Origin of the sequence: Micromonospora sp. NPDC005367 (assembly GCF_040606825.1) — a bacterium.
GTDB lineage: Bacteria > Actinomycetota > Actinomycetes > Mycobacteriales > Micromonosporaceae > Micromonospora.
Window position 1 is genome coordinate 1 of sequence record NZ_JBEXFP010000064.1, and the last position, 23,498, is coordinate 23,498.

18 protein-coding genes and 2 pseudogenes are annotated in these 23,498 nt (G+C 70.3%); 9 read left to right on the top strand and 11 right to left on the bottom strand.

Features of this window, described 5'->3' with window-relative positions; translation table 11 throughout:
• Positions 1–82: 82 nt before the first annotated feature.
• A complete protein-coding gene (locus ABZS42_RS29080) occupies positions 83–1,717 on the bottom strand; it encodes a fucose isomerase (protein WP_355150655.1) in 1,635 nt (544 codons plus the stop codon).
• A complete protein-coding gene (locus tag ABZS42_RS29085) occupies positions 1,714–3,252 on the bottom strand; it encodes an FGGY-family carbohydrate kinase (protein WP_355150657.1) in 1,539 nt (512 codons plus the stop codon). The genes ABZS42_RS29080 and ABZS42_RS29085 overlap by 4 nt, the downstream gene beginning before the upstream one ends.
• 250 nt (positions 3,253–3,502) lie before the next feature.
• Between ABZS42_RS29085 and ABZS42_RS29090 the strand changes: the two genes are divergently transcribed.
• Positions 3,503–3,790 (top strand): DUF1905 domain-containing protein, encoded by a 288-nt coding sequence (locus tag ABZS42_RS29090; RefSeq protein ID WP_355150659.1) that lies wholly within the window; start codon positions 3,503–3,505, stop codon positions 3,788–3,790.
• Positions 3,791–3,953: 163 nt separating this feature from the next.
• Here ABZS42_RS29090 and ABZS42_RS29095 read toward each other — a convergent pair whose 3' ends face one another.
• Positions 3,954–5,453 (bottom strand): phosphoesterase, encoded by a 1,500-nt coding sequence (locus tag ABZS42_RS29095; protein ID WP_355150661.1) that lies wholly within the window; start codon positions 5,451–5,453, stop codon positions 3,954–3,956.
• A 175-nt stretch (positions 5,454–5,628) separates the two neighbouring features.
• The gene (locus ABZS42_RS29100) at positions 5,629–5,964 is read right to left on the bottom strand and encodes a hypothetical protein (protein ID WP_355150663.1); all 336 of its coding nucleotides are present in this window, start codon (positions 5,962–5,964) and stop codon (positions 5,629–5,631) included.
• 206 nt (positions 5,965–6,170) lie between these two features.
• Between ABZS42_RS29100 and ABZS42_RS29105 the strand changes: the two genes are divergently transcribed.
• Entirely contained in the window at positions 6,171–7,121 is a 951-nt protein-coding gene (locus ABZS42_RS29105) for a sigma-70 family RNA polymerase sigma factor (RefSeq protein WP_355150665.1), read from the top strand.
• A 139-nt stretch (positions 7,122–7,260) separates the two neighbouring features.
• Positions 7,261–8,139 (top strand): alpha/beta hydrolase, encoded by an 879-nt coding sequence (locus ABZS42_RS29110; RefSeq protein ID WP_355150667.1) that lies wholly within the window; start codon positions 7,261–7,263, stop codon positions 8,137–8,139.
• A gap of 611 nt (positions 8,140–8,750) precedes the next feature.
• On the opposite strand, the gene ABZS42_RS29115 is transcribed toward ABZS42_RS29110, so the two are convergent.
• Positions 8,751–9,317 (bottom strand): cysteine hydrolase family protein, encoded by a 567-nt coding sequence (locus ABZS42_RS29115; RefSeq protein ID WP_355150669.1) that lies wholly within the window; start codon positions 9,315–9,317, stop codon positions 8,751–8,753.
• A gap of 226 nt (positions 9,318–9,543) precedes the next feature.
• On the opposite strand from ABZS42_RS29115, the pseudogene ABZS42_RS29120 reads away from it, so the two are divergent.
• The 4 genes and pseudogenes from ABZS42_RS29120 to ABZS42_RS29135 form a co-directional block, all read left to right on the top strand.
• Positions 9,544–10,125 (top strand): annotated as a pseudogene (locus ABZS42_RS29120) (catalase-related domain-containing protein); the annotation flags it as partial.
• Between the two features lie 80 nt (positions 10,126–10,205).
• Positions 10,206–10,655 carry a helix-turn-helix transcriptional regulator gene (locus ABZS42_RS29125; protein ID WP_355150671.1) on the top strand — a complete coding sequence of 150 codons (450 nt, stop codon included), beginning with the start codon at positions 10,206–10,208 and terminating at the stop codon, positions 10,653–10,655.
• Positions 10,656–10,660: 5 nt separating this feature from the next.
• The gene (locus tag ABZS42_RS29130; protein ID WP_355150673.1) at positions 10,661–11,071 is read left to right on the top strand and encodes a VOC family protein; all 411 of its coding nucleotides are present in this window, start codon (positions 10,661–10,663) and stop codon (positions 11,069–11,071) included.
• A gap of 162 nt (positions 11,072–11,233) precedes the next feature.
• Positions 11,234–13,618 (top strand): annotated as a pseudogene (locus ABZS42_RS29135) (excinuclease ABC subunit UvrA); the annotation flags it as partial.
• A 242-nt stretch (positions 13,619–13,860) separates the two neighbouring features.
• Here the strand turns inward: ABZS42_RS29135 and ABZS42_RS29140 are convergent.
• The 4 genes from ABZS42_RS29140 to ABZS42_RS29155 all read right to left on the bottom strand — a co-directional run bounded on the left by ABZS42_RS29140 (position 13,861) and on the right by ABZS42_RS29155 (position 17,506).
• Positions 13,861–14,535, bottom strand: a complete 675-nt coding sequence (locus ABZS42_RS29140) for an aldehyde dehydrogenase family protein (RefSeq protein WP_355150675.1) — start codon at positions 14,533–14,535, stop codon at positions 13,861–13,863.
• Positions 14,536–14,546: 11 nt separating this feature from the next.
• Entirely contained in the window at positions 14,547–15,434 is an 888-nt protein-coding gene (locus tag ABZS42_RS29145) for an SDR family NAD(P)-dependent oxidoreductase (RefSeq protein ID WP_355150677.1), read from the bottom strand.
• 16 nt (positions 15,435–15,450) lie between these two features.
• Positions 15,451–16,458, bottom strand: coding sequence for an alcohol dehydrogenase catalytic domain-containing protein (locus ABZS42_RS29150; protein ID WP_355150679.1), 1,008 nt, complete (start codon positions 16,456–16,458; stop codon positions 15,451–15,453).
• 211 nt (positions 16,459–16,669) lie between these two features.
• Positions 16,670–17,506, bottom strand: coding sequence for an alpha/beta hydrolase (locus ABZS42_RS29155; RefSeq protein ID WP_355150681.1), 837 nt, complete (start codon positions 17,504–17,506; stop codon positions 16,670–16,672).
• Between the two features lie 498 nt (positions 17,507–18,004).
• Between ABZS42_RS29155 and ABZS42_RS29160 the strand changes: the two genes are divergently transcribed.
• Positions 18,005–18,514: an SRPBCC family protein gene (locus ABZS42_RS29160; protein ID WP_355150683.1), complete on the top strand. Its 510-nt coding sequence runs from the start codon at positions 18,005–18,007 to the stop codon at positions 18,512–18,514.
• 61 nt (positions 18,515–18,575) lie between these two features.
• Here ABZS42_RS29160 and ABZS42_RS29165 read toward each other — a convergent pair whose 3' ends face one another.
• Complete coding sequence (locus ABZS42_RS29165) at positions 18,576–21,377, bottom strand: AAA family ATPase (protein WP_355150685.1); 2,802 nt, start codon at positions 21,375–21,377, stop codon at positions 18,576–18,578.
• A gap of 161 nt (positions 21,378–21,538) precedes the next feature.
• Here ABZS42_RS29165 and ABZS42_RS29170 point away from each other — a divergent pair, with 161 nt between their 5' ends.
• Positions 21,539–22,375, top strand: a complete 837-nt coding sequence (locus ABZS42_RS29170; protein ID WP_355150687.1) for a helix-turn-helix transcriptional regulator — start codon at positions 21,539–21,541, stop codon at positions 22,373–22,375.
• Between the two features lie 74 nt (positions 22,376–22,449).
• Here ABZS42_RS29170 and ABZS42_RS29175 read toward each other — a convergent pair whose 3' ends face one another.
• Entirely contained in the window at positions 22,450–23,472 is a 1,023-nt protein-coding gene (locus tag ABZS42_RS29175) for a DUF4331 family protein (protein WP_355150689.1), read from the bottom strand.
• Positions 23,473–23,498 lie beyond the last annotated feature (26 nt).

Sequence of the window (23,498 nt, forward strand, 5' to 3'; positions counted from 1 at the left end):
TATACCGCCGCGCGCCCCACCCGGGGCGCCACTCGGCGGCGCGCCCCGGGTCGGTCGACCCGGGGCGCACCGGCGCGTGGAACTAGAGAGCGACCTCACCACAGAGGTGTACGTGCAGGCCGAGCTCGGCGAACATGGCGGCCTTCACCCGCAGCGCCCGGTCGGCGGTCTCCCGGTCCGGGGCGTACGCGACGTTGACGTGATTGGCCTTGTGCCGGGCCATCAACTGATCACGGCCCACCCCGTGCAGCACGGCGTGCATGATCGGCCACTGCGGGTTGGTGGCCGCCAGGCGGCGCCGGGTCTCCTCCTCGGGAAGCTCGACCACGGTGCCCCGACCCAGGTCGACGTGCAACTCACCGTCCATGATGAACACCCGTGACCAGACGATCTCGCCCGGCTTGGAGACACCGCTCAACGTGCCGCCGCCCAGCGGGAAGAACATCGGCGGCTGCCGCATGCTGTACGACTTGTCGTACCCGCCGTTGTGCGAGGCGGGCACCGAGCCGGAGATCTCGAACACCCAGACGAACTCCTCGCCGTACCGCTCCCCCCAACGGATGTCGTGCAGGGTCGTGGCCGGGTCGAGGCCCATGGCGGTCCAGATGCGGTTGGTGACCAGGGAGTCCACGGCCACACCCTCGTCGACCTCGTTGAAGTGCGGCAGGGGCGCGCCCGCGTACAGCTCACGGCTGCCGTCGCGGCTGAGCACCGGCGGCCGCTGCACGTTGTTCAGCAGGCCCTCGGCGAGGTCGCTGGCCGGGACGGTGTCCTTCAGGCCCTGCTGGTACTGGATACCGACGGCGTCCAGGCCGAAGTCGTCGGAGATGCGCAGCGCCGCGATGTACATCTTGAACTGGCTCGTGAGCTGGGCGTCGGTGAGCTCGGTCGCCTCGTCGGTGCCGGTGTGGAAGGTCATCCCGGCCTCGTCCAGCCAGCGGCGGACCGCGTGGGCCTCCTCGTCCGGCACCCGCGCCATCTCCGCGACGAGCGCGCTCTGGGACAGCCGCTCCTTGTAGATGCCGAGCGGGTTGATCAGCTCGTCGTCGAAGATCGCGTTGTACATGCCCATGCAACCCTCGTCGAAGACGCCGATGATCGCCTTCTCCTTGGCCAGCTGGGTGGCCAGGGCGCGGCCGAGCTCCACCTCGGCGTCGTCGGCAAGGGCCGGCAGGTCCCGTACGTGGCTGGTGTCGTGGCGCAGTTCGCCGGTCTCCAGCCAGGTCCGCAGCCGCTCGACCGCCCACTCGTCGGTGAAGTCCTTGCTCCACAGCGCGGAGTGCTTCACGCCCGCCTTGGTGAGGCTCGCCGTGAGGTTGAGCAGGCCGACCAGCCCGGGGAACTCACCGCTCCAGTTGGCCACGATGAGGATGGGACCCCGGTGGCTGCGCAGGCCGGCGAGCACGTGGTGGCTGTACTGCCAGACCGCCTCGACCACGATCAGCGGCGCGTCCACCGGAAGCCGCTTGAAGACCTCGATGCCGGCGCGCTGGCTGTCGATGAAACCGTGGCCCTTGTCCGCGTCGAACGGGTGGCCGCGCTCCACCTTCCAGCCGAGCGCGTTGACCGCCGTCGCGAGGTCGGTCTCCAGCTGCTGCTGGGTGGGCCAGCAGGTGATGTTGGCGCTGGGCCGGAGATCGCCGCTGGCCACTGTGTAGACGGTGCCGGGCGCCGCCGACGGTGGATCGGCCAACTGGGGCAGCTGGTAACTGGTCATGGGGCGACTCCTTCGGTGCCTCGGTTGTCGCTGGCCACCGGCGGACCGGCGGCCAGAAGACGGACCTGACGTGCAGCGAGCGCATGCGCGACCCGCTTGGAACTCGTGTACAGCTCGCGATAGAGCCCGTAGAGCTCGTCGTAGTCGGCGGCGAGCTCACGCCGGGGCGTCCGGATCTCCTTCACGGGGTTCCAGGTCTCGATCGAGACGTCCCACTCCGTTCGCGCGGCGAGGAACGCGGCTCCGTAACTCGCGCCGATCGTCTGCGAAGGGATCACCTGGTCGCGCCCGGTGGCGTCCGAGACGATCTGGGTCCAGAGCCCGCCCTGGGTGCCGCCGCCGACCGCGACGACGCGTCGGATGTCGCCACCGGCGGCCTCGATCGTCTCGATGTTGTGACGCACGCCGAGGCCGGTCGCCTCGAGCGCCGCCCGGTACAGGTCGCCGCGCGTGTGCGAGACGGTGAGGCCGGCGAGGACGCCGCGCGCGTCCGGATCGAGGATGGGGGTCCGCTCGCCGGCGAAGTAGGGCAGCATGAGCAGCCCTCTCGCGCCCGGTCCGGAGGCCTCCGCCAGCCGGAGCAGTTCGGGGTAGTCGGGCGAGCCGAACAGTTCGCGCAGCCATCCGGTGATCGCCCCGGAGGTGGCCAGGCCGCCGGCGAGGTTGCGGGTGCCGGGCAGGGCACCCACGGTGCCCCACAGCGACGGGCTCGTCAGCGCGGACGCGACCGTGTGGACCAGGAACATCGTGGTCCCGTACATCAGCATCAGGTCGCCGACGCCCTGGGCCCCGACGCTGATCGCCTCCGACCAGGCGTCGATGGTGCCCGTGATGACCGGGACGCCCGGAGGCAGGCCGGCCTCCGCCGCGGCGCGTGCCGTCACGACCCCGGCCACCTCGCCGGGCCAGCTCAGCGGGGGCAGGACCAGGTCGGGGGCGATCTGCGCGGCCCAGGGCGCGTACCAGTCCTCGCGCTCGGTGTCGTAGAGCGGGGTGCACTGGCTCGCCGAGTGCTGGTCGAGCACGTACCGGCCGGTGAGCTGCACGACGAGCCACGAACTGGGCATGAAGAGCCGCCGCGCCCGCCGGAAGAGCTCCGGTTCGTTGTCGGCGACCCAGGCGACCTTCGCGCCCGCCGCCTGGCTGGAGAGCGCTGAGCCGCACCGACGCAGGATCTCCTCCTCGCCGAACTGATCGTTGAGGCGGGCGATCTGGGCGGTCGAACGGGTGTCGACGCCGTACAGGATGGCCGGACGCAGCGGAACGTTGTCGGCGTCGGTGAGCAGCACGCACGGGCCCATGCCGCTCACCCCGACGGCCACGACCTCCGCGTCGCCGGGCGCCAGCAACTCGCGGCTGAGCGAGACGAACTCCTGCCACCAGACGTCGGCGTCCATCTCCACCCAGCCGGGTCGGGGGCGGCTCACCTCGTGTGATCGGGTGGCCGAGCGGACGACCCGGCCGGCGGCATCGACGAGGACACCCTTGCTGCTCGAAGTGCCGATGTCGACGCCCATGACGGTCGCAACCTTCATGGCGCCACTGTTCCAGCAATCGATTTCCGAATCAAGAGCGAACTACCGATCACCCTCCCGTACGCCCAACCCCCGGGCCCCGGCTCAGCCGGAGTTTGCGCTGGTAAGAGAGTTCACGGCGGCGGCATAGATGACCGGCGACGACCGAGAAATCGTTAACCCGATTCGCGGCCTCCGGGGGCGGTCACCCGCGGCGGGTCAGCCGTCGGGCAGCCTGGGCGCTCCCGTCGCTCCCGCCTAGGCTGAGGCCATGGAGCTCGAATTCGCCGGCGAGATGTGGTTCTGGCGTGGACCGGCGCCCTGGCACTTCGTCACCGTTCCGGTCGCCGAATGCCGCGAGTTGGCCGCGACCGCTCCGGCGGTGAGCTACGGCTGGGGCATGATCCCGGTCACCGCCCACATCGGCGCGACCACCTGGGCCACGTCCCTGTTCCCGAAGGACGGGCGTTACCTCGTACCGGTGCGCACCTCGGTGCGGAAGGCCGAGGGGCTCGAGGTGGGCGAGACGGTGGACGTACGGCTCAGCGTGGACGTTTGAGCGGGTGCTGAGCAAAGCGTCCGCGGGGGTGTGTCTGGGGCGGTACCGGCAATTGCGCTGAGTGACTCCATCGCGGACCAGGTGAACACTCCCACGCGGGAACACCGTCGGCCCCACACGCCGGGACGGAACCCGGCGCGCAGGGCCGACGACAGCGGACGCGTCAGCGGACGCGGACGAAGACCGGGTTCGAGTAGAACCAGAGGTCGTCCCACGGGCTCTCCAGCCCGTCGGCGAGCGGCTCCATCTCATCGGTGCTGGTGCCACGCACCCGGGCGTACATGTCCTGCTCCACGTCGCGCAGGGTGTGCCGGATGACGTACTCCGCGCCCTGCCGGCGCCAGTCGCGCGGGCCGAACCGGGCGACGACCTTGGTCGTCGGGTTGGTGTCGGCGTTCACGTCGGCGCTCGGGCCGGTGATGTTGCCGACGATGAGGTCGACCCGCCGAACCTCCGGACGGTCGCCGTTCGCGTTCACGCCGTCCAGCGGCCGGAACCGGATCTCGATCTCGACATCGCTCTTGTTCCGGCGGCTCAACGTGATGGTCTCGCCCATCTCGGCCTTGCGGTCCTGGGCGCCGGCGGTGACGTCGAGGCTTTGGATCAGGTCACCGGTGCCGACCCAGATCCGACCGCTGCGCAGGCCGTCCATGATGTCGGCGTAGTCCTGCCGGGCCAGCACGTGCGTCTTGCTGTACTCGCCCGGCCAGAAGTCGGAGCCACCACGCGTCCAGTGCACGTGCGAGTCGGAGGTGGCGGTGATCCACCAGCGCCGTCCCTCGCCGAGCAGCGAGTCCCAGAGGCCACCGACGCGGGCCGTCATCTGGTCGAAGCCACCGTGGGTCGGGTAGTTGCCGTAGCCACCCCGATCGCCACCGTTGAGCGGACCCGCCTGGTGTCCGGGCGCGCCCTCGAAACCGATGTAGACGTCCGGCGCGACGTTGTTGCCGTTACGGAACTCGCGCGGGGTGTCCTGGCCGTACACGCCGAGCCCGGGGGCGGACCGGGACGCGTGGTGGGCGATCACGATCGGCTTGAGCGGCATGTTCCGGGCGACCTTGAGGAACTCGATCATCTTGGCCTCGGTGTCGCGGCCCGGGTCGCTGGGGAAGGCGTCGTACTTGGCGAACCGGCTCTCGAGTTCGAAGAGCTGCTTCGCCTCGTCCTCGTGCCGCGGAATCATCAGCGTGTGGTGGTCGAGGGACGGGGCGTCGAACTCCATGCCCCAGAACTGGAGCACCTCCGGCACCAGCTTGCGGGAGCGCAGCAGATCCGGGTACGCCTGCTCCAGGTTCACCTTGGAGTGGTTCGGACCACCGTGGTCGGTGCACATGGCCCAGGTCAGTCCGAAGTTCTTGGCCATGATGGCGTTGGTGACGATCGGGTAGACCGCGTCGGCGCCCTTGTGGAACTTGGGCGGGTTGGACGACGTGTCGAACTCCCCGCTGTATTCGGAGTGGACGTGGTGATCTCCGGCCCGCCACGTCCGGCCACGGGAGTCACCCGGCTTCTTGCCGCGCTCCTCCTCCTCGTCGGCGAAGGCCGCGGTGGCGCCCACCACCGGGCTGGCGGCGGCCAGCGTCGCGCCCACGCCGGCGTACTTGACCAACTTCCGCCGCGAGATCCGCGACTGCTCAGCCTGCTTCAGATCCTTGTCGCTCAAAACGAAGCGCTCCTCAGTCCAGCAGTTGCCTGTGTCGACAGGCAGCCTCGGCAAGCGCTCTGAACGCCGGCTGTACGGAGATCGGGCAGCCGATGAACAGCCGGGAGTTGCGTAAGTTCTGCGGGCGACGGCGTCGACGGGCGGAACAGCTCCCCGCCCGTCGACGGTGCTGCCGTCAGAAGGCGCGGTAGCTCAGGTACTTGCCTGCCTCGTAGGTCCGCAGCGTGCCGGTGCTCGTCGCGTACCCGGTGCAGTCGGCGGTCCGGTAGAGGATGATGTCGCTGAAGCCGCTCCAGCCGACGTGGCCTGCCGCGGTCGCCGGCAGCGGAGCGCACTCGCCGGTCGGCGCGTCGACGTGCGCCACCTCGGTGCCGAAGTCGACGGTGTAGAAGGTGAGACCGGACGGCGCGGACGCGGCCGCCGAGGCGGGCGAAGCCGCGACGCCGAGCCCGGTGGCCAACATGGCGGACGCCGCCAGGGCAGCGCCGATCCTTGCTCCGTTTCGTCGCATTAGAACCTTCCTGGGCATCGATGAGAACTTCTGGGATCTTCGCCCAGCTTGTTGCCGAGAGCAAGTGTTTGGCTCGCCCGTCCCGCCGAGAGGAAGGACACAACCCCGCCGCGCACAACGGGGTAAGACCGGACCAGCCGGGCACACTCGACCGGGGACGTGGATGCGACCCGGGACGGAGCGGACGGGAGCAGGTGAAGACCTCGATGAGCGTCGCGGCGGACGACCGCCCACTCGTCCGGCTGGCGCAGACCGGCGACGCCACGGCGCTCGGTGTGCTGCTCTCACGGCACGAGGCCCAGATGCGGGCGGTCGCCGTGAGCATGCTCGGTTACGGTCCGGACGCCGAGGACGCGGTGCAGGACGCCATGGTGGTCGCCCTCAGCCGCATCAGCGAGGTCCGCGACCCCGCGGCGGTCGGCGCCTGGCTGCGGACGGTCGTCCGCAACAACTGCCGGATGGTGCTGCGCGCGGCCCGCCCACTGCCGGTGGCCGAGCCGGAATGGTTCGCCCTGCCCGCCAACTCGCCCACCCCGGAGCAGGCACTGGAGCAGGGCGCGCTGCGCGACTGGGTGTGGCACGCGATCGGCGAGCTCTCCGAGTCCGACCGGCTGGTCACCCTGCTCCGGTACTTCAGCGACGCCTCCTCGTACGACCAGATCGCGACGCTGGCCGGCCTGCCCGTCGGCACCGTCCGCAGCCGGCTCAACCACGCCCGCCGCAAACTCGCCGACGGTCTACGCGCATCAGGTGCCGCGGCGCATCCCGACGTCGCGACGGCAACCGGCGTGCGGTGGCGCGAGGGACGAGACATGCTGGCCACGGCGATGCACGGCGACTGGGAACGCGTGGTACGTGATACCTGGTGGCCCGACGCCGAGATGATCGTGCCGGAGATCGGCGTGCGCGGCGGCCGGGACCTCGCCGTCAGAGGCATGACGAACGACCTGAACGACGGCGTACGCCAGCGCCTGCGCAACGTCGTGGCCAGCCGCGACGTGCTGATCTGGGAGACCGATCTGATCAACCCGCCGGACGACCCGGAGCACTGCCCGCCGGGTGCCCTCTGGCTCCACGAGCTGGACGAGGGCCGGGTGCGGCGGATGACCTTGTTCCACCCGACTCGCCCTGGCCAGAGCCGCCGCTCGGCGGGGTGAGAACCGCAGCCCGGCCGGGTGGCTGGAAAAGATCTCCCGACCGAGCGAACTTTCCCGCCCACCGGCGCATCTGGTTCCCGGATCAGCGCTCGACACCCGCCCCGGCACACCGCCGGGCGGGCCACGCAACGGGAGAGTCATGAATTCCACCAGTTCCGCCGGCCTCACTCCGGGACGGCACGAATTCGACGTCGACGGCGTCCGGCAGGTCTACCACGTCGCAGGCAGCGGCCCGGTCTGCGTCGCGCACTCCGGCGGCCCCGGCATCGTCTGGGCGTACCTGCGGGCACCGCACCTCGAGGACCACTTCACGATGGTGTACGTCGAGCCGGTCGGCACCGGCGCCTCCGGGCGCCTCGCGGACCGCGACGGCTACCGTCTCGACACCTACCTCCGGTTCCTGGCCGCCGTCGTCGAGCACCTCGGCGAACCGCGGGTGCACCTGCTCGGCCACTCGTACGGCGGCTTCGTCGTCCAGCGGTACGCGCTCGAGCACCCCGAGCGCGTCGCCGGTCTCGTCCTCTACGACACCTCCCCGGTGACCGGCGCCGAGTTCTGGAGTGTGGCGATGCAGGGGCTGGCCGCGTACCCGCAGCGGTACCCGGAGAACCCGGAGGCCGCCGCGATCCCGGCCGCCTTCCAGCAGGCCATCAGCGCCACCGACGACGAGACGCTGACCACCGGCCTGCGCGGAGGTCTGCCGGTCTACTTCGCGGACTTCTGGGCACGCCGGGACGAGTTCGCCCCGTTCGTGGCCGGAGTCCAGGCCTGGGCGGAACCGGCGTCGGCGCAGGACCCGGTGCCGTTCGACGTGCGGGACCGGCTCGGCGAGATCACCGCGCCGACCGTGGTCATCGTCGGCTCGTACGACTTCATCTGCGGGCCGCGGTGGGCCGAGCAGCTGCACGAGGGCATCCAGGGCTCACGCCTGGCCGTCCTGGAACAGAGCGGCCACTTCGGGCACGTCGAGCAGCCGGAGGAGTTCACGAAGGCCGTGACGGGGCTGCTGCGTCCCTGAGCCACCGGGCGCGTCGCTCCGGCAACCGGGGCGACGCGCCCGCCGAACGAAGACCTCCGGCGAGGCGCTCTACGACATCGCGGTGACCGTGCCGAAGGGCTGGGCAGGTGTCGCCAGCGGCACCCCCGTCGGACAGGACGGCAACACGTTCCGTTACCAGAGCACGGTGCCGGTCGCGTCGTACCTCACCACCCTCGCGGTGGGCAGGTACGGGAAGGCGACCGGCACCGGACCGCACGGCTTCCCGATCACCTACTGGTACGAGAAGGATCAGAAGCACTTCCTGCCGATGTCGCAACGCACGCCGGGCTACCTCACCTGGCTGGTTTCTGGCTCAGCGAGGGCCGGGCCCGCTACGCCGAGAAGCTCTACGCGAAGGAGCGGAACGACGTCAGCGACGCCGAGTTCGGCTCGGCGAACCATTACAGCTGTGCCGCGGCGATGCTGCGGCAGTTGCACCCGGCCCTCGGCGACGAGCGCTTCCGCTCATCGCCGCGTGGCTGGACTCGCCGACGACGCCGCCGGAGACCGGCCCGCTGACGTCCTGACCGCCACACGACCCGGGCGGACCGGTGCCCGCCGGTCCACCCGGGTGTCGTCCGGGCGGCCGCTCAGCCGACCTTGGACGGCGCGAACACCACGTCGGCCGTGTCCACCGTGCCGGCGCTGCGCCCGGGCGCGCTCTGCCACTTCCAGTAGAGGTTGGTGTGCGCGATCACCTGGGCCGGCGGCGGGGCACCGTAGGCGCTGAGGTCGTCCGTCGTGTGCGCGTCGGCGACCAGGGTCACGTCGTAGCCGCGGACGAAGGCCCCGTGCAAGGTCGAGCGAATGCAGGCATCGGTCGAGGCGCCCGTGACCACCACCCGCCCCACGCCACGCTCGGCGAGCAACGCCTCCAGATCGGTGCCCTCGAACGAGTCGCCGTAGTTCTTGTGGACCAGCGGCTCACCATCGCGCTGGACCAGCTCCGGGACGTACTGCCAGCTGTCGCTGCCCCGCACGAGCTGCGCGTCGGCGTGCTGCACCCAGATGACCGGCACCTCCTCCGCGCGGGCGCGATCGAGCAGGACGTTGATGTTCGCGATGACGCCGTCGCGGTCGTGCGCGTTGGCCACCACCCCGTTCTGCACGTCGATGACGAGCAGGGCGGTGTGCGGCCGGTCGGAAAGGGTCGTCATGGCAGCTCCTGGTTCTTCTCGCGAATCCGGGAATCGGAACCGGCGAATGGGTGCTCTGCGCGCTCGACCCTAGGCCCGCCCACCGACAGAAAAGTCCTCCAGCGATGGCCACCTGGTCCGTTTTGTCTGCTCCGGGCAGGGGGTAGGGCGTGCAGGCCCGCTCCCGACAGCTCCTGGAGGAATCGTCCAGATGGATTCCAGCAAACCAGCCAAGGCGGTCCCGCCGGGGGACGACGAGAACGCGTTCGTCGACGTGCCGGTCACGGTGGCGGAGGCTCCGAAGGTACGCGCCAATCCGGCCTCCTTCGACGACGACTTCGGCCAGGCGCGTCTGTTCTGGCTGAGCATGTCCCCGGTCGAGAAGGAGCACATCGTCCGCGCGTACACGTTCGAACTCGGCAAGTGCTTCCACCAGGCCATCCCGGAACGGCAGCTGCGGTGTCTCGCGAACATCGACCCGGTGTTGTGCGCGCAGGTCGCTGCCGGGCTGGGTCTGCCGGCGCCTGAGCCGACCGTGCCGCTCGCCGACGTGACGCCGAGTCCCGCCCTCTCGCAGCTGGGCCTGGAGTGGCCGGGCGACGGCCGCGTGGTGGGGATCGTCGTCGACCCGGACACCGAACTCGACGGCGTGCCCGAGGTACGCCGGGCCGTGCTCGGCGCGGGCATGGTTCTCCTTCTGGAGCGGGCCGATGTGACGGGGACACCTGGCGTGGTCACCGTCGAGTCCGGCGTCGAGGCGTTCGGCGCGGTGCAGCGGCTGATGACCGCACACCGGGTGTGGGAGTGGTTCCCGGCTTCGGTTCGCTGATCCGGTCCTCGGCGCGAGGGGGCGTTCCTCCCCGCAGGAGGAACGCCCCCTCGGTCCCGGCGCAGCGTACGATTTCCCGGGTGACCAGCGATCCCGCCTTCACGCAGCACCTGCGCGACCTCGCGCTGCTTCGCCGTGTCCGGGACCGGATCGATCGGGAGTACGCGCAGCCACTGAACGTCGAGGCGCTCGCGCGTGGGGTGAACATGTCGGCCGGGCACCTCAGCCGCCAGTTCCGGAACGCCTACGGCGAGTCGCCGTACTCGTACCTGATGACCCGGCGGATCGAGCGTGCCATGGCGTTGCTGCGTCGTGGCGACCTCAGCGTCACGGAAGTCTGTTTCACGGTCGGCTGTTCGTCGCTGGGCACCTTCAGCACCCGCTTCACCGAGTTGGTCGGGGTGCCGCCGAGCACCTATCGCGCCCAGGCGGCTTCCGCCGCGGCGGAGATGCCGTCGTGCATGTCGAAACAGGTGACCAGACCGATCAGGATTCGAGAAGCGCGGGTCGACGGGGCGCAACTAGCCTGACCGCCATGGACATCACCATTCACTACGCCTTCCTCCCGCAGACCGATCCGGACGCCGCGCTCTCCTTCTATCGCGACACCCTCGGTTTCGAGGTCCGCAACGACGTCGGATTCGGGGGGATGCGCTGGATCACCGTCGGCCCCGTCAAGCAGCCAGGCACCTCGATCGTGCTGCACCCCCCGGCCGCCGACCCCGGCATCACCGACGACGAGCGACGAACCATCCTCGAACTGATCGCCAAGGGCAGCTACGGTGCCGTGACGCTGGCCAGCAACGATCTCGACGAGGTGTTCGAGCGGCTGGTGGCCAGTGGCGCCGAGGTCGTCCAGGAGCCGACCGAGCAGCCGTACGGTGTTCGCGATTGCGCCTTTCGCGATCCGACCGGCAACCTGATCCGGATCAACGAGGCACGCTGAGCCCTCGGGGCGCTCGCGGTCGCCCGGCCGGGGATGGCCAGGGCCGCGCCGCGACCGCCCCGGCGCACGAAGACCAGACATACTGCTCGAAGCCGCAGAGATTGATCGGGCGACGTCGACGGGGACCGTAGCGACCGCCTCGCCCGAGGAGAGGGAGATCCGATGAGCAAGGCCACGCGGACGAACGCCGACTCGCCTGCGCCGCACGCCGCCGACCGCCACGAGGTGATCCGCGTGCAGGGTGCCCGCGAGAACAACCTCAAGGACGTCAACGTCGAGATCCCCAAGCGCCGGCTGACGGTGTTCACCGGCGTCTCCGGTTCGGGCAAGAGCTCCCTGGTCTTCGGCACGATCGCCGCCGAGTCGCAGCGGATGATCAACGAGACGTACAGCGCGTTCGTGCAGGGCTTCATGCCGACGCTGTCCCGGCCCGAGGTCGACGTCCTGGAGGGCCTGACGACGGCGATCATCGTCGACCAGGAGCGGATGGGCGCCAACCCCCGCTCCACAGTCGGCACCGCCACCGACGCCAACGCGATGCTGCGCATCCTCTTCAGCAGGCTCGGGCAGCCGCACATCGGCTCACCGAACGCGTACTCCTTCAACGTGCCCTCGGTGAAGGCCAGCGGCGCGATCACCGTCGAGCGCGGCGCCGGCCGGACGAAGACCGAGAAGGCGACCTTCAACCGGCTCGGCGGCATGTGTCCGCGTTGCGAGGGCATGGGCTCGGTCAACGACATCGACCTGACCCAGCTGTACGACGACAGCAAGTCGCTCAACGAGGGCGCGCTCACCATCCCCGGCTACAGCATGGACGGCTGGTACGGCCGGATCTTCCGTGGCTGCGGCTACTTCGACCCGGACAAGCCGATCCGCAGGTACACCAAGAAGGAGCTGCACGACCTGCTCCACCGCGAGGCGACCAAGATCAAAGTCGACGGGATCAATCTGACGTACGCGGGATTGATCCCGCAGATCCAGAAGTCGTTCCTGGCCAAGGACGTCGACGCGCTGCAGCCGCACATCCGCGCCTTCGTGGAGCGGGCGGTGACGTTCACGACCTGCCCCGAGTGCGACGGCACCCGGCTGAGCAAGGAGGCCCGTTCGTCGAAGATCAAGGGCAAGAGCATCGCCGACCTCTGCGCGATGCAGATCAGCGACCTGGCCTCCTGGATCCGGGACCTCGACGAGCCTTCGGTCGCCCCGCTGCTCACCGGGCTGCAACACCTCTTCGACTCGTTCGAGGAGATCGGCCTGGGGTACCTCTCGCTCGACCGGCCGGCCGGCACCCTGTCCGGTGGCGAGGCACAGCGGACCAAGATGATCCGGCACCTCGGCTCATCGCTCACCGACGTGACCTACGTCTTCGACGAGCCGTCGATCGGCCTGCACCCGCACGACATCCAGCGGATGAACAACCTGCTGCTGCGGCTGCGCGACAAGGGCAACACAGTGCTGGTGGTGGAGCACAAACCGGAGACGATCGCGATCGGCGACCACGTCGTCGATCTCGGACCGGGCGCCGGCACGGCCGGCGGCGAGGTGGTGTTCGAGGGCACCGTCGACGGGCTGCGGACCAGCGGCACGCTCACCGGGCAGCATCTCGACGACCGGGCCGCCGTGAAGCCGTCGGTGCGCAAACCGACCGGAGTCCTGCCGGTACGCGGCGCCGGCACCCACAACCTGCGGGACGTCGACGTCGACATTCCGCTCGGTGTGCTGGTCGTCGTCACCGGCGTGGCGGGCTCGGGCAAGAGCTCACTGATCCACGGCTCGGTGTCCGGACGGGACGGGGTGGTCTCGGTCGACCAGACCGCGATCCGTGGCTCGCGGCGGAGCAACCCGGCGACCTACACGGGACTGCTCGACCCGATCCGCAAGGCGTTCGCGAAGGCCAACGGGGTGAAGCCGGCGCTGTTCAGCCCCAACTCCGAGGGCGCCTGCCCCACCTGCAACGGCGCCGGTGTCATCTACACCGACCTGGGCATGATGGCCGGCGTCTCCACCACCTGCGAGGAGTGCGAGGGTCGGCGGTTCCAGGCGTCGGTGCTGGAGTACCACCTCGGCGGCCGCGACATCAGCGAGGTGCTCGCCATGTCGGTGACCGAGGCCGAGGAGTTCTTCGGCGCCGGCGACGCCCGCACGCCGGCCGCGCACGCCATCCTCGACCGGCTCGCCGACGTGGGACTCGGCTATCTCACCCTCGGGCAGCCGCTCACCACGCTCTCCGGCGGCGAGCGGCAGCGGCTCAAGCTGGCCACCCACATGGCCGAGAAGGGCGGCGTCTACGTCCTCGACGAGCCGACCACCGGGCTGCACCTAGCCGACGTCGAACAGCTGCTCGGCCTGCTCGACCGGCTCGTCGACTCCGGCAAGTCGGTCATCGTCATCGAGCACCACCAGGCGGTCATGGCCCACGCCGACTGGCTCATCGACCTCGGCCCCGGCGCGGGCCACGACGGCGGCCGGGTCATCTTCGAGGGCACTCCCGCCGACCTGGTCGCCGCCCGCGCCACCCTCACCGGCGAACACCTGGCGGCCTACGTGGCGCTTGACCTCGGGATGGACCCAACCGTCGCGCCGGTGCGGATTCGACCGACGGTGACGCCACCGCCGCCGGTGACAGGAGCAACCAGGTGGGCGGCGGCGGAACGGACAGGTGCTGCGTCGCTCACCGGGCAGAGCGACACCGGCACCGGCGCCTGCCACTGACGAGCCCCGTGCCCGCCGGCGCGGTCACCCGGCGGTGGCCGCGCCGGTGGGCGCACCGCGACCTGGTAAGCCGGGAGCTACCGGCCGGGTCGCTGCGCGGGGAGCCGCCCGGCGACGCGCCCGGCGCGGATCGAACCGGTGAAGGTGACCCGGCGGACCCGCGGGTCGGCGATCAGCGCCTCGACCGCCGCGGGGGCGTCCGCGTGATCGTTGGCGACGACGTTGACGACTCCGTCGGGCAGCCCGGCCTCGGCCAGCACGTCCGCGATGATGATCCCGCAGGTGAACGGCGCGTCCGCACTGGGCCGGATCAGCACCGTGTTGCCGACGGCCAACGTCACGGCGATCGCCCGCGCACAGTGGATCATCGAACCGTTCCAGGGCACGAACGACACGACCACGCCGGCCTGCTCGCGTCCGGTGGCGCGGTCCGGGCCGCCGGCCAGGAGCTCCGCGACCGGCCGGGTCGCCATCGCGGCGCCCTGTCGCAGCTGGCCGGCGGCGAGGCGGATGTTGAACTCCGCCCACGCCAGGCTGCCCGCGGTCTCCTGACGCAGGATTCCGGCGAGCGCCTCCGTACGCTCCTCGAGCAGGTGCGCCGCGCCGAGAAGCACCGTCCGGCGCTTCGCCGCCCCGGTCGCCGCCCAGCCGGGGAACGCGGCCGCAGCGGCGTCCACGGCGGCGCGGACGTCGGCGGCGCCGACATCGGCGTCCGTCGCCGGAATCATCTGGTACAGCCCCGTCACAGACATCCGGGCCGCCGTCAGCTGTGCGGGTGAAGCAGGTCCGCGAGGCCGATGCGGGTGAGGAACTCCGAACGGATCCGGTCGGCGACCACGCTGACTACCTCCGAACCGTCGTCGGCCGGGTCGATGTGCACGCGGAACGGCCGCTTGCCGTGCGGGGTGTCCACGACCCGGACCACCGCGGCGGCGACCTCGGCGACGTCCGCGTCCGCCGGCGCGAGCTCGGCCAACCGCCGGCTCACCTGCTCCATCAGGCCCGCGTACTGCTCCTCGTATGCCTTGACGGTTTCCTCGTCGGCCGGTCGTCCGCTGTGCGCGAAGTGGTTGGTGCCGCTGGTGAAGGAGCCGGGCACGACGATGCTGGTCTCGATGTTGAACCGGGCCAGCTCGGCGGCGTAGCTGACGGCGAGGGTGTCCATGCCGGCCTTCGCCGCGAAGTACGGCGCGAGGTACGGCGGGGTGCCGCCCTTGGTGCTGCTGGAGCCGATCCACACCACCAGGCCGTTGCGGCGGGCGCGCATGACCGGCAGCGCCGCCCGGTTCACCCGCTGCGTGCCCAGCACGTTGATGTCGTAGACGTGCGCGATCTCCTCGGGCGTGAACGCCTCGGCCGGGCCGGTGACCATGTGGCCGGCGTTGTGGACGAGGACGTCGAGCGCGCCGTGCTCGGCGACGATCGCCGCGACGGCGCCGTCGACGGACTCCTGCGACTGCACGTCCAGCTCCACCGTGCGCAGGTCGGCGTCGTGCTCACGAGCGAACTCGGCTGCCTCGGCGACGGCCGGGGCGTTACGGCCCGTGGTGGCCCGCATGCTGGCGTAGACGGTGTGGCCGGCACGAGCCAGCGCCCTGGCGGTGAGCGCTCCGAAACCGCTGGACGCACCGGTGATCAGTACGACGGACATGGCTACTCCTCTCAGGTCAGAAGACGATGACGCTGCGGCCGCGGGAGGTACCCGCGCCCATCGCGTCCAGGGCGGCGGCCGCCTCGTCGAGAGAGATCGAGGTGGTTTCGGGAAGGATCCCGTGAGCCGCGGAGAACGCGAGCGTGTCGCGCAGGTCGTGCGGCGACCCGGACGGGTTGGCCATCACGTGCAGCCGGTTGAGCACCATCGGCTGCGTCGGCAGGCTCAGCGGCTCGCCGTCGTACCCGCAGAGCACCAGCGTGCCGTCCGGGGCGAGTCCGCCGAACGCCGCCGCGGCGGCCGCGGTCGTCGGAGCCGCGTTGAGGATGACGTTCGCGCCGCCCTCCCAGGTCTTGAGCGCCGCGGCCGGCTCCTGCTCGCTGGTCGCGACGAACAGTTCGGCGCCCAGCGACAGCGCCTGCTCCTCGGCTCGACGCGAGTGGCCGAGCACCGCGACTCGCGCGCCCATCGCCACGGCGTAGCGGATGGCCAGCGCCCCGATGCCGCCCGAACCGATGACGGCGACCCGCGACTCGGGGCGGATCCCCGCCTGCCGCAGCCCGTTGAACGCGGTGACACCCGCACACATCAGCGGGGCCGCGGCGATCGGGTCCAGCCCGGCCGGCAGCGGGGTGACGTACCCGGCTTTCAGCAGGGCGTACTCGGCGTAGCCGCCGTCGGCGACGATGCCGGTGATCCGCTTGGACGGGCAGAGGATCTGGTCGCCGCGGACGCAGTAGTCGCAGTGCCCGCACGAGTCGTAGAGGAACTGGGCACCGACGGCGGTACCGACCGTCGGGAAGGTGACGCCCTCACCGACGGCCTCCACGACGCCGGTGATCTCGTGTCCGGGCACCACGGGAAAACGGGCGAACGGGTAGTGCCCGCGGATCAGGTTGAGGTCGGTGAAACACACCCCGCACGCGGTCATCCGGACGAGGACCTCGCCCGGTCCCGGTGTGGGCACATCGCGTTCGACCAGCGACAGTGGCGTGTTGACAGCGGTCGCGACGGCGGCGCGCATGGTTACTCCTCTTCTATCGGGTGGCCGGCCGACGGGCGACCGGCCCGTAGGTCGGGTGTCCGCACGGCGCGTGGCGCGGTTGCCGCGCGAGCGCGGTTGCCGCGCGAGCGCGGTTCGGTGGGCGAGCGCGGCGGAGATGACGAGTGCCCCCGGTGGACAGCTCCGACTCGCCAGGCTCGTGCACCCGGCATCTCCGCCGTCGCTCAGGTCGTCACTTGGCGAGGAAGCCGAGCAGCGCCTCGTTGACTTCCTCGGCGTGCGTCCAGAGCAGGCCGTGCGGCGCGCCTTCGACCTCGACGTACTGGGCGCTCGGCAGCGCCCGGTGGAACGGGCGTCCGGTGGAGTCGATCGGCAGGATCCGGTCGCCGGTGCCGTGCAGGATCAGGGCCGGTACGTCGATCTTGGCGATGTCGGCGCGGAAGTCGGTGATCCAGGTCATCGGCGCGGCGGCGGCGGCGTACCAACCGCCGCTGGCGGCCACGGACCAGCTGTTCCGGACGGCTTCCTCGCTGATCCTGGTGCCCAGGTTCTCGTCGAGGTTGTAGAAGTCGGCGTAGAACGCCGTGTAGTACGCGTACCGGTCCTTGCGTACCTGCTCCACGATGCCCTCGAAGAACTCCCGGGGCGCCGCGCCGACGGGGTTCTCGTCCGTCTTGAGCAGGAACGGCTCCAGCGAGGCGAGGAAGGCGACCTTCGCGACCCGCGCCGACCCGTAGCGGCCCAGGTACCGGGCGACCTCACCGGTACCCATCGAGAAGCCGACCAGAACGGCGTTGGTCAGGTCGAGCTTCTCCATGAGGACGTTCAGGTCCGCGGCGAAGGTGTCGTAGTCGTACCCGACCGCCGGCTGGCTGGACTGACCGAAACCGCGGCGGTCGTAGCTGATGACCCGGTAGCCGGCCGCGAGCAGCTCGGCCGACTGCTTCTCCCACGAGTGCCCGCTGAGCGGAAAACCGTGGATCAGTACGACCGGCTGACCGCTGCCGTGATCTTCGTAGTACAGGTCGATCGGGGTGCTGTTCTCTTCACCGACGGTGACGTACGGCATGTGTTTCCTTTCGTTGCGCGATCCCCCGGGCGTGGGGGCGGGCAGGCGGCCACCGCCCCGGCGGACGGCTGCTGTCCCGTCCGCCCGCCGGGCCCGGTCGCTCTGCGGTGATCCAAGAGTCGGCAGATATTGCGGATGCCGCATCTGTCAGATGACTGGGGTGCCGTCATCCGCTCGGCGGGAACGATCTCCACGCCGATGACTTACCGACCGGCGTCCTGACGTACGTCAGGCAGCGGCATCGACCGGAGGCGGCCGGCGCGTCACCGCTCAGCGGCCCCGGAAGTGGCGGCCACCTCGACCGACGTCGCGGCACCCCTGCGAAACCGCGACGTCCGCGGAGAGCCAGTCATCCGCTAAGTCATCTGACCGGTTACTCCCACGCCCGCTGGGAGCAGATTGGGTGTCGCGCAGCTGCAGGAACTTTCGGCACCGGTCCGAGCGGACCCATCTGGACGTGATCCTCGGGTGCCACGGGTAGTCGAACGGAGAAACGAGATGCTTCACCCGCGGGCCGGCCACGGGGTGTCCTGGGCACGCCGGGACAGATACCAGTCCCCGGGCTTCACCGTGCCGTACGCCGAATCCTCGATGCACGGCGAGGCCGTCATCGCGGCGTCTCCACAGCGGGTGTACGCGCACCTGGTCGACGTATCGCGGTGGCCCGACTGGATCCCGGAGGTGCGACGGGCGCACGTCCCGAACGAGATCCGCCTCGGGGCCGCGTTCGAGATCGAGATGTACGGCGTGCAGCTGGACGCCGTGGTCTCCGAGTACGAGCCGGACAGCCGGTTCGGCTGGATCGGCTCCTCGGCCGACCTGAGCATCTACCAGGCCTGGACGCTCGTTCCGGTCTCCCCTGGCACCCAGGTGATCGCCAAGAAGGTGGAGCGTGAGCTGACGACGGCACTGATCCGTAATTCTCAGGCGGAAGAGTTCTACTACGCCCACCAGGACGCGCTGCTGCGGTTGAAGCGGCTGGCGGAAGATGCCGAACCGTCGGCGTGACACCCGGCGTCCACGTTCGTCCGCACCGCCGGCGCACCGCCACCCGGCGATCCGGGCGGCGTCACTGCTCCGGCATCTGTCCGAGCTGCGATTCTCCGTCCTCTGCGTCGGTGAGCGCCGCCAGCGCGTCGCGGAGCGCGGCTCTGGAGGTGATGCCGAGTTTGGGGAAGATCTGGTAGAGGTGCGTGCCGACGGTCCGGTGCGAGAGGAACAGCTTCTCGCCGATCTGCTTGTTCGTCAGTCCGGAGCCCGCGAGTTTCGCGATCTCACGTTCCTGCGGGGTGAGGACGGCCAGCCGGGTGGCGCTTCTCGGTTTCGCCAGGCCGGTGGCTCGCAACTCCTTGCTCGCCCGTTCGACCCACGGCCGCGCGCCCAGCCGCTCGAATGTCGCCAGTGCCACTCGAAGCTGGGCCCGGGACTTCGCGGTCGCCTTGTTCCGGCGCAGCCGTTCCCCGTACGCGAGCCGTACCCGAGCCAGGTCGAACGGCCAGCGCTCGACATCGGGCAGCGTCAACGCCGCCTCGAACGACTCCTCGACCTGGTGGTCGGGCGCGACGTACGCCGACGCCGCGGCACTGAGCAGTGCGAGCCGCGACGACAGCGCCCCGAGGTTCGCCTCCTTGATGGCGGCGGCGTGCGCGGCCGCCTCGGTGAACCGGTTGGTACGGAGCGCCGCCTCCACGAGGTCGAGACATCCCCACAGCGCGTGCGGGACGTACGGCGCGATCGTGCCCGCCGGGCTGAGCAGGGTCAGGGTTTCGTACGCGCTCTCGGAGTCACCGGACGCCAGCTCGTTCAGCCCTTCGGCGTGGTAGGCGAGGAACTCCGCGGCCCGGGCTCCCCGCGGTGCCGCGAAACTCAGCATGCGGTCGGTCAGGGCCCGGCTGGTTTCGGCATCGCCGCGCGCGGCCGCGAGCAGTGCCTGGACGTACTGGAAGTACCACATGAAGAAGCGGAAGCCGTGTTCGCGGCAGAGGCGCAGGCCCTCGTCGGCGAGTTCGACCGCCTCGTCCCACCGCCCGGTGTGGATGTCCGCGAAGCAGAGATGCAGCAGGGCACCGAGGTGGCGGCGGGCCGGTGCGGCACCGTCGCGCCCGAGGCGCACCACCCGCCAGTCCACGTCCCGGCAATCGGGAAGCCGGTCCAGGTAGATGGACGCGACTCCGATCCACACGATCTGCGTCGGGTCGATCTCGTCGCTCATCGCGCCGACCAGCGCGTCGAGCCGGCTCACCGCCGTCTGCCCGGTCCGTGCCGGGTCGCCGAACGTCCCGGCCGCCACCGCGAGCAGCTCGGGCGCCTCGGGTGTCAACCGGTCGAGGGCGGCGAAGAACGGCTCCCACATCCTCGGTTCGCCGGAGAAGTAGCACAGCAGCAGAAGGGTGAGCATCGCGTCGATCAGGGACTGGTCCTCGGCGTCGTACCCGTGGTCACCCGATTCGATCGCTCCGACCAGGAGCCGGTGTGCGGTCCGGACGTCGCCGTCGCTGTTGAGCAACAGGTGGACGGCGGCCGCGGTGGCGTACAGCGAGTCACCCGGACTGGCCCGGCGGGCATCGTCCAACAGTTGCGACGCGTTCACCAGTTCCCCGCCCGCGTCGGCGCCGATGTAGGCGGCCTGTCCCAGGCGTCGGCTCCGCTCGACCGGATCGGGACTCAGGTCGGCCGACCGCGTCAACGACGCGACCGCGCCCACGGCGTCACCCCGTCGCAGGATCCGGTGCGCGGCCTGCTCCAGCAGGGTGGCGACCTGCTCGTCCGGGCCGACCGTGGCCTCACCGAGGTGCCAGGCCCGGCGTTCGGGATGCGCGACCACCGCCCGCGCGAGGGCGCTGTGTGCCCAGCGCAGCTCACCGCTGGTGGCGACCTCGACGACCGCCGACTCGATGAGCGGATGCCGGAAGGCGATGCGGCGGGTGTTGCTGTGCACGCGGACCAACTGGTCGCGTTCGGCCGGTTCGAGGTCGTCCAGGTCGGGTTCACCGGACGCCGTGAGCAGCACGCCGAGTTCGCCAGTGCCGTCGAGTGCTCCCAGCAGCAGCAGCCGGCGGCAGGAGTCGGGCAGTCGGGACACGCGGGACGCGAAGAGCGACTGCAGACGCCGGGGCAGCGGGAGGAACGAGGGCAGGGAAGCCGCGGCGAGGCGCTGCGGCTCGCTCAGCGCGGTGGGCAACTCCAGCAGGGCGAGCGGGTTGCCGCGAGCCTCCGACAGCAGCCGGCGCCGGACGGCCGGGGCGAGGTCCGGAAAACGTTTGTTGATCAGCTCGCCGGCGGCGTCGGCCGGCAGCGGCTGCAGGTTGAGCGTGGGGATGCCGCCCTGCTCGAAGAAGCTGGCGGTCTGCGACCTCGACGCGCCCAGGAAGCCGACGCTGGTACCCACCAGGCGACGCGCGACGAACCCGAGTACCGCCGAACTGGCCCGGTCGAGCCAGGGCAGATCGTCGACGATGAGCAGCAGCGGTCCAGCGGCGGCCATCGAGCGGAGCAGCAACAGCACGGCGTTGGAGACCAGCAACCGGTCCGGCGGCTGTCCGGCGCCGAATCCGAGCGCCACCTGCAACGCCGCGCGGTGCGCGGGTGCGAGTTCGTCGAAGGCGTCGTACAGCGGGAACAACAACTGGTTCAACCCGGAGTAGCTGATGTCGGCCTCGAACTCCACGCCGGCCGCGCGCAGGACCCTGGTCCCCGTATCGGCGGCGGCCTCCGCCACGACGTCGAGCAGTGCCGTCTTACCGACCCCGGGCTCACCCGAGATCAGCAGCGACCCGCCGTTGACCGCCGCCTGCCGCAGGAACCTGCGGGCCAGGAGGAACTCGTCGTCACGGCCGACCAACGACCCCGTCGAGGACTCCGATTGATCCAAGCTGGGCACCTCCACGCCGAACTCGCCCCGGAAGGGGCCGAGACAAGGAAAGCAGGCCGGTATCGGTGGAGCGCAAGTCGGGCCCGGCCCATCGTTCCTAGGACTGGCAGGGCCACCCTGTAGAGTTGCCCCCGCAATTCACACAAAGGCTGGTTGGAAGCGTGCAAGAGCTCACTTTGGGCGATTTTTTGCGTGCGCGCCGTGCGGGTCTCGTGCCGACACAGGGCGACCTGCGCTCGGCACCGTCACGGCGGGTACCGGGACTGCGCCGCGAGGAGGTCGCCCATCGTGTCGGCGTCAGCGTCGACTACTACGTGAAACTCGAGCAGGGACGGCGGGTGACTCCGTCGGACAACGTCCTGCACGCTCTCGCCGACGTGCTCGAACTCGACGACGCGGCCCGCGAGCACATGTTCGACCTGGCCCGGCGGGTCAACCACCCGCGGCTGGAGCGTGAACCGACTCAACGCGTACGCGTCGGAATGCTCCGCCTCATGGAATCACTCGGCGGAGTGCCCGCCGTACTCACCGGTCGGCGGACCGACATCCTCGCGGCGAATCCCGCCGCCCGTCTTCTCATTCACGACTTCAATGCGATGCCGGCACGCGAGCGCAACGCCACCCGATTCATGCTGCTCTGCGAAAAGGCCCGTCTGATTCATCCTGACTGGGAGACCGCCGCGGCCGGCGTGGTCGGCATGCTCCGGATGGACTACGGCCGCCACCCGAACGATCCACGGGCGGCGAAACTCGTCGACGAACTGAACGCCAAGAGCGACGTCTTCCGAGCGCTCTGGTCGGAGCGGCACGTCGCGACGAAGGCGGTCGTGGATTCGAAGGTGATCGAGCACCCGATCATCGGCCCGATCCGTCTGCACATCGAGGCGGTGCAGACGCCCGAGGACAGCGACCAGACGCTCAACGTGTTGATTCCCGCGTCGGACTCCACGTCCCAATCGGCCATGCGGCACCTGCAGAAGCTGCTGGGCGGCCGCTGACCGTCGTCGGCTCGACGCCTCGGACCGGGTCGCGCCGGAGCGGTCAGCGACCGGATGCCGTCGCCCGAGGCCGGTCAGGCAGGTACGACGTACGGGAAGACGTCGGCTCTGGCGCCGGCGGCGACGTCGGTGCCGAGGCCGGAGGAGATCCCGGTGTTCAACACCATGGAGAACATGACCTCGGGTGCGTTGTCGGCCATGGCCCGCCCGTTGCGGGTCACGAACCCGTAGTTCGCCGGTGTGCCGACCTGGTACGACAGCACGTCCGGGTAGACCTCCCGCGCCACGCTCCAGCCGTACGCCTTCGGGTCGGGTGCCGTCCCGTTGGCGGCGACGACCCGGGCGACGGCCGAGGCGATCTCCTCGCCGTCCGCCCTCAGGTCATCGCAGGGGTGCCGGACGTTGGCCGGGTCGGAGAAGTCGGTGTCGGTGGGCCAGAAGATCGGCCACATCATGGGGTGGCCGGCCCGGTTGATCTGCCGCCACCCGCCCGCATCCGTGGCCAGCATGGTGCGGCACCAGACACCGATCTGCAGGCCGTCAGGCAGTAGCGGCTCGTCGCGGGAGATCTCCAGGACGATCGACTCGACAGTCTTGCCGGCGAGGGTGTTCTTCGCGTTCTCCGGCTGCCACGCCGACCGGTCCAGCTCGGCGCCGTTCTTGAACGCGTCGTTGACGGTCGCGACCAGACCGAGGTCGACGTAGAACGGGTCGGCGATCCGGCCCGCCCAGACGCGCAGGTAGTTTCCCTCGATCATCTCGCCGGTCCGGCCCTCGACGAGGAGGGTGCCGGTGGCGGCGTCGTCGCGCGCCTCCGCCGCGGTGAGCGCATGCAGCGTCAGCGTCTGCCTGCCCTGCCCGTCAGGCTCGCCGAAGGCCAGCCGGTAGGTCAACTCCTCGAGCTCGCCCCCGTTGAAGTGGACCTTGAACTCGTACCGCGCCTCGGCGTGGAAGCCCCTCTTGATGTCGGCCCCGGTGACCGAGCTGTTGACGTCCATGACGAACACGGTGCCGCGTTCGCCGTCGAAGACGAACAGGTCGTTGAGGTAGAGCTGACCGCTGCGGGCGGCGTCTGGGGTGTCGAGATGATGCGACATGATCATACTCCGGCGAGGGCGGCCAA

What these genes read in the sequence shown, in the direction of transcription:
- ABZS42_RS29080 (WP_355150655.1), bottom strand. Translation starts at nt 1,717, where the DNA reads ATGACCAGTTACCAGCTGCCCCAGTTGGCCGATCCACCGTCGGCGGCG.
- ABZS42_RS29085 (WP_355150657.1), bottom strand. Translation starts at nt 3,252, where the DNA reads ATGAAGGTTGCGACCGTCATGGGCGTCGACATCGGCACTTCGAGCAGC.
- ABZS42_RS29090 (WP_355150659.1), top strand. Translation starts at nt 3,503, where the DNA reads ATGGAGCTCGAATTCGCCGGCGAGATGTGGTTCTGGCGTGGACCGGCG.
- ABZS42_RS29100 (WP_355150663.1), bottom strand. Translation starts at nt 5,964, where the DNA reads ATGCGACGAAACGGAGCAAGGATCGGCGCTGCCCTGGCGGCGTCCGCC.
- ABZS42_RS29105 (WP_355150665.1), top strand. Translation starts at nt 6,171, where the DNA reads ATGAGCGTCGCGGCGGACGACCGCCCACTCGTCCGGCTGGCGCAGACC.
- ABZS42_RS29110 (WP_355150667.1), top strand. Translation starts at nt 7,261, where the DNA reads ATGAATTCCACCAGTTCCGCCGGCCTCACTCCGGGACGGCACGAATTC.
- ABZS42_RS29115 (WP_355150669.1), bottom strand. Translation starts at nt 9,317, where the DNA reads ATGACGACCCTTTCCGACCGGCCGCACACCGCCCTGCTCGTCATCGAC.
- ABZS42_RS29130 (WP_355150673.1), top strand. Translation starts at nt 10,661, where the DNA reads ATGGACATCACCATTCACTACGCCTTCCTCCCGCAGACCGATCCGGAC.
- ABZS42_RS29140 (WP_355150675.1), bottom strand. Translation starts at nt 14,535, where the DNA reads ATGTCTGTGACGGGGCTGTACCAGATGATTCCGGCGACGGACGCCGAT.
- ABZS42_RS29145 (WP_355150677.1), bottom strand. Translation starts at nt 15,434, where the DNA reads ATGTCCGTCGTACTGATCACCGGTGCGTCCAGCGGTTTCGGAGCGCTC.
- ABZS42_RS29150 (WP_355150679.1), bottom strand. Translation starts at nt 16,458, where the DNA reads ATGCGCGCCGCCGTCGCGACCGCTGTCAACACGCCACTGTCGCTGGTC.
- ABZS42_RS29155 (WP_355150681.1), bottom strand. Translation starts at nt 17,506, where the DNA reads ATGCCGTACGTCACCGTCGGTGAAGAGAACAGCACCCCGATCGACCTG.
- ABZS42_RS29160 (WP_355150683.1), top strand. Translation starts at nt 18,005, where the DNA reads ATGCTTCACCCGCGGGCCGGCCACGGGGTGTCCTGGGCACGCCGGGAC.
- ABZS42_RS29175 (WP_355150689.1), bottom strand. Translation starts at nt 23,472, where the DNA reads ATGTCGCATCATCTCGACACCCCAGACGCCGCCCGCAGCGGTCAGCTC.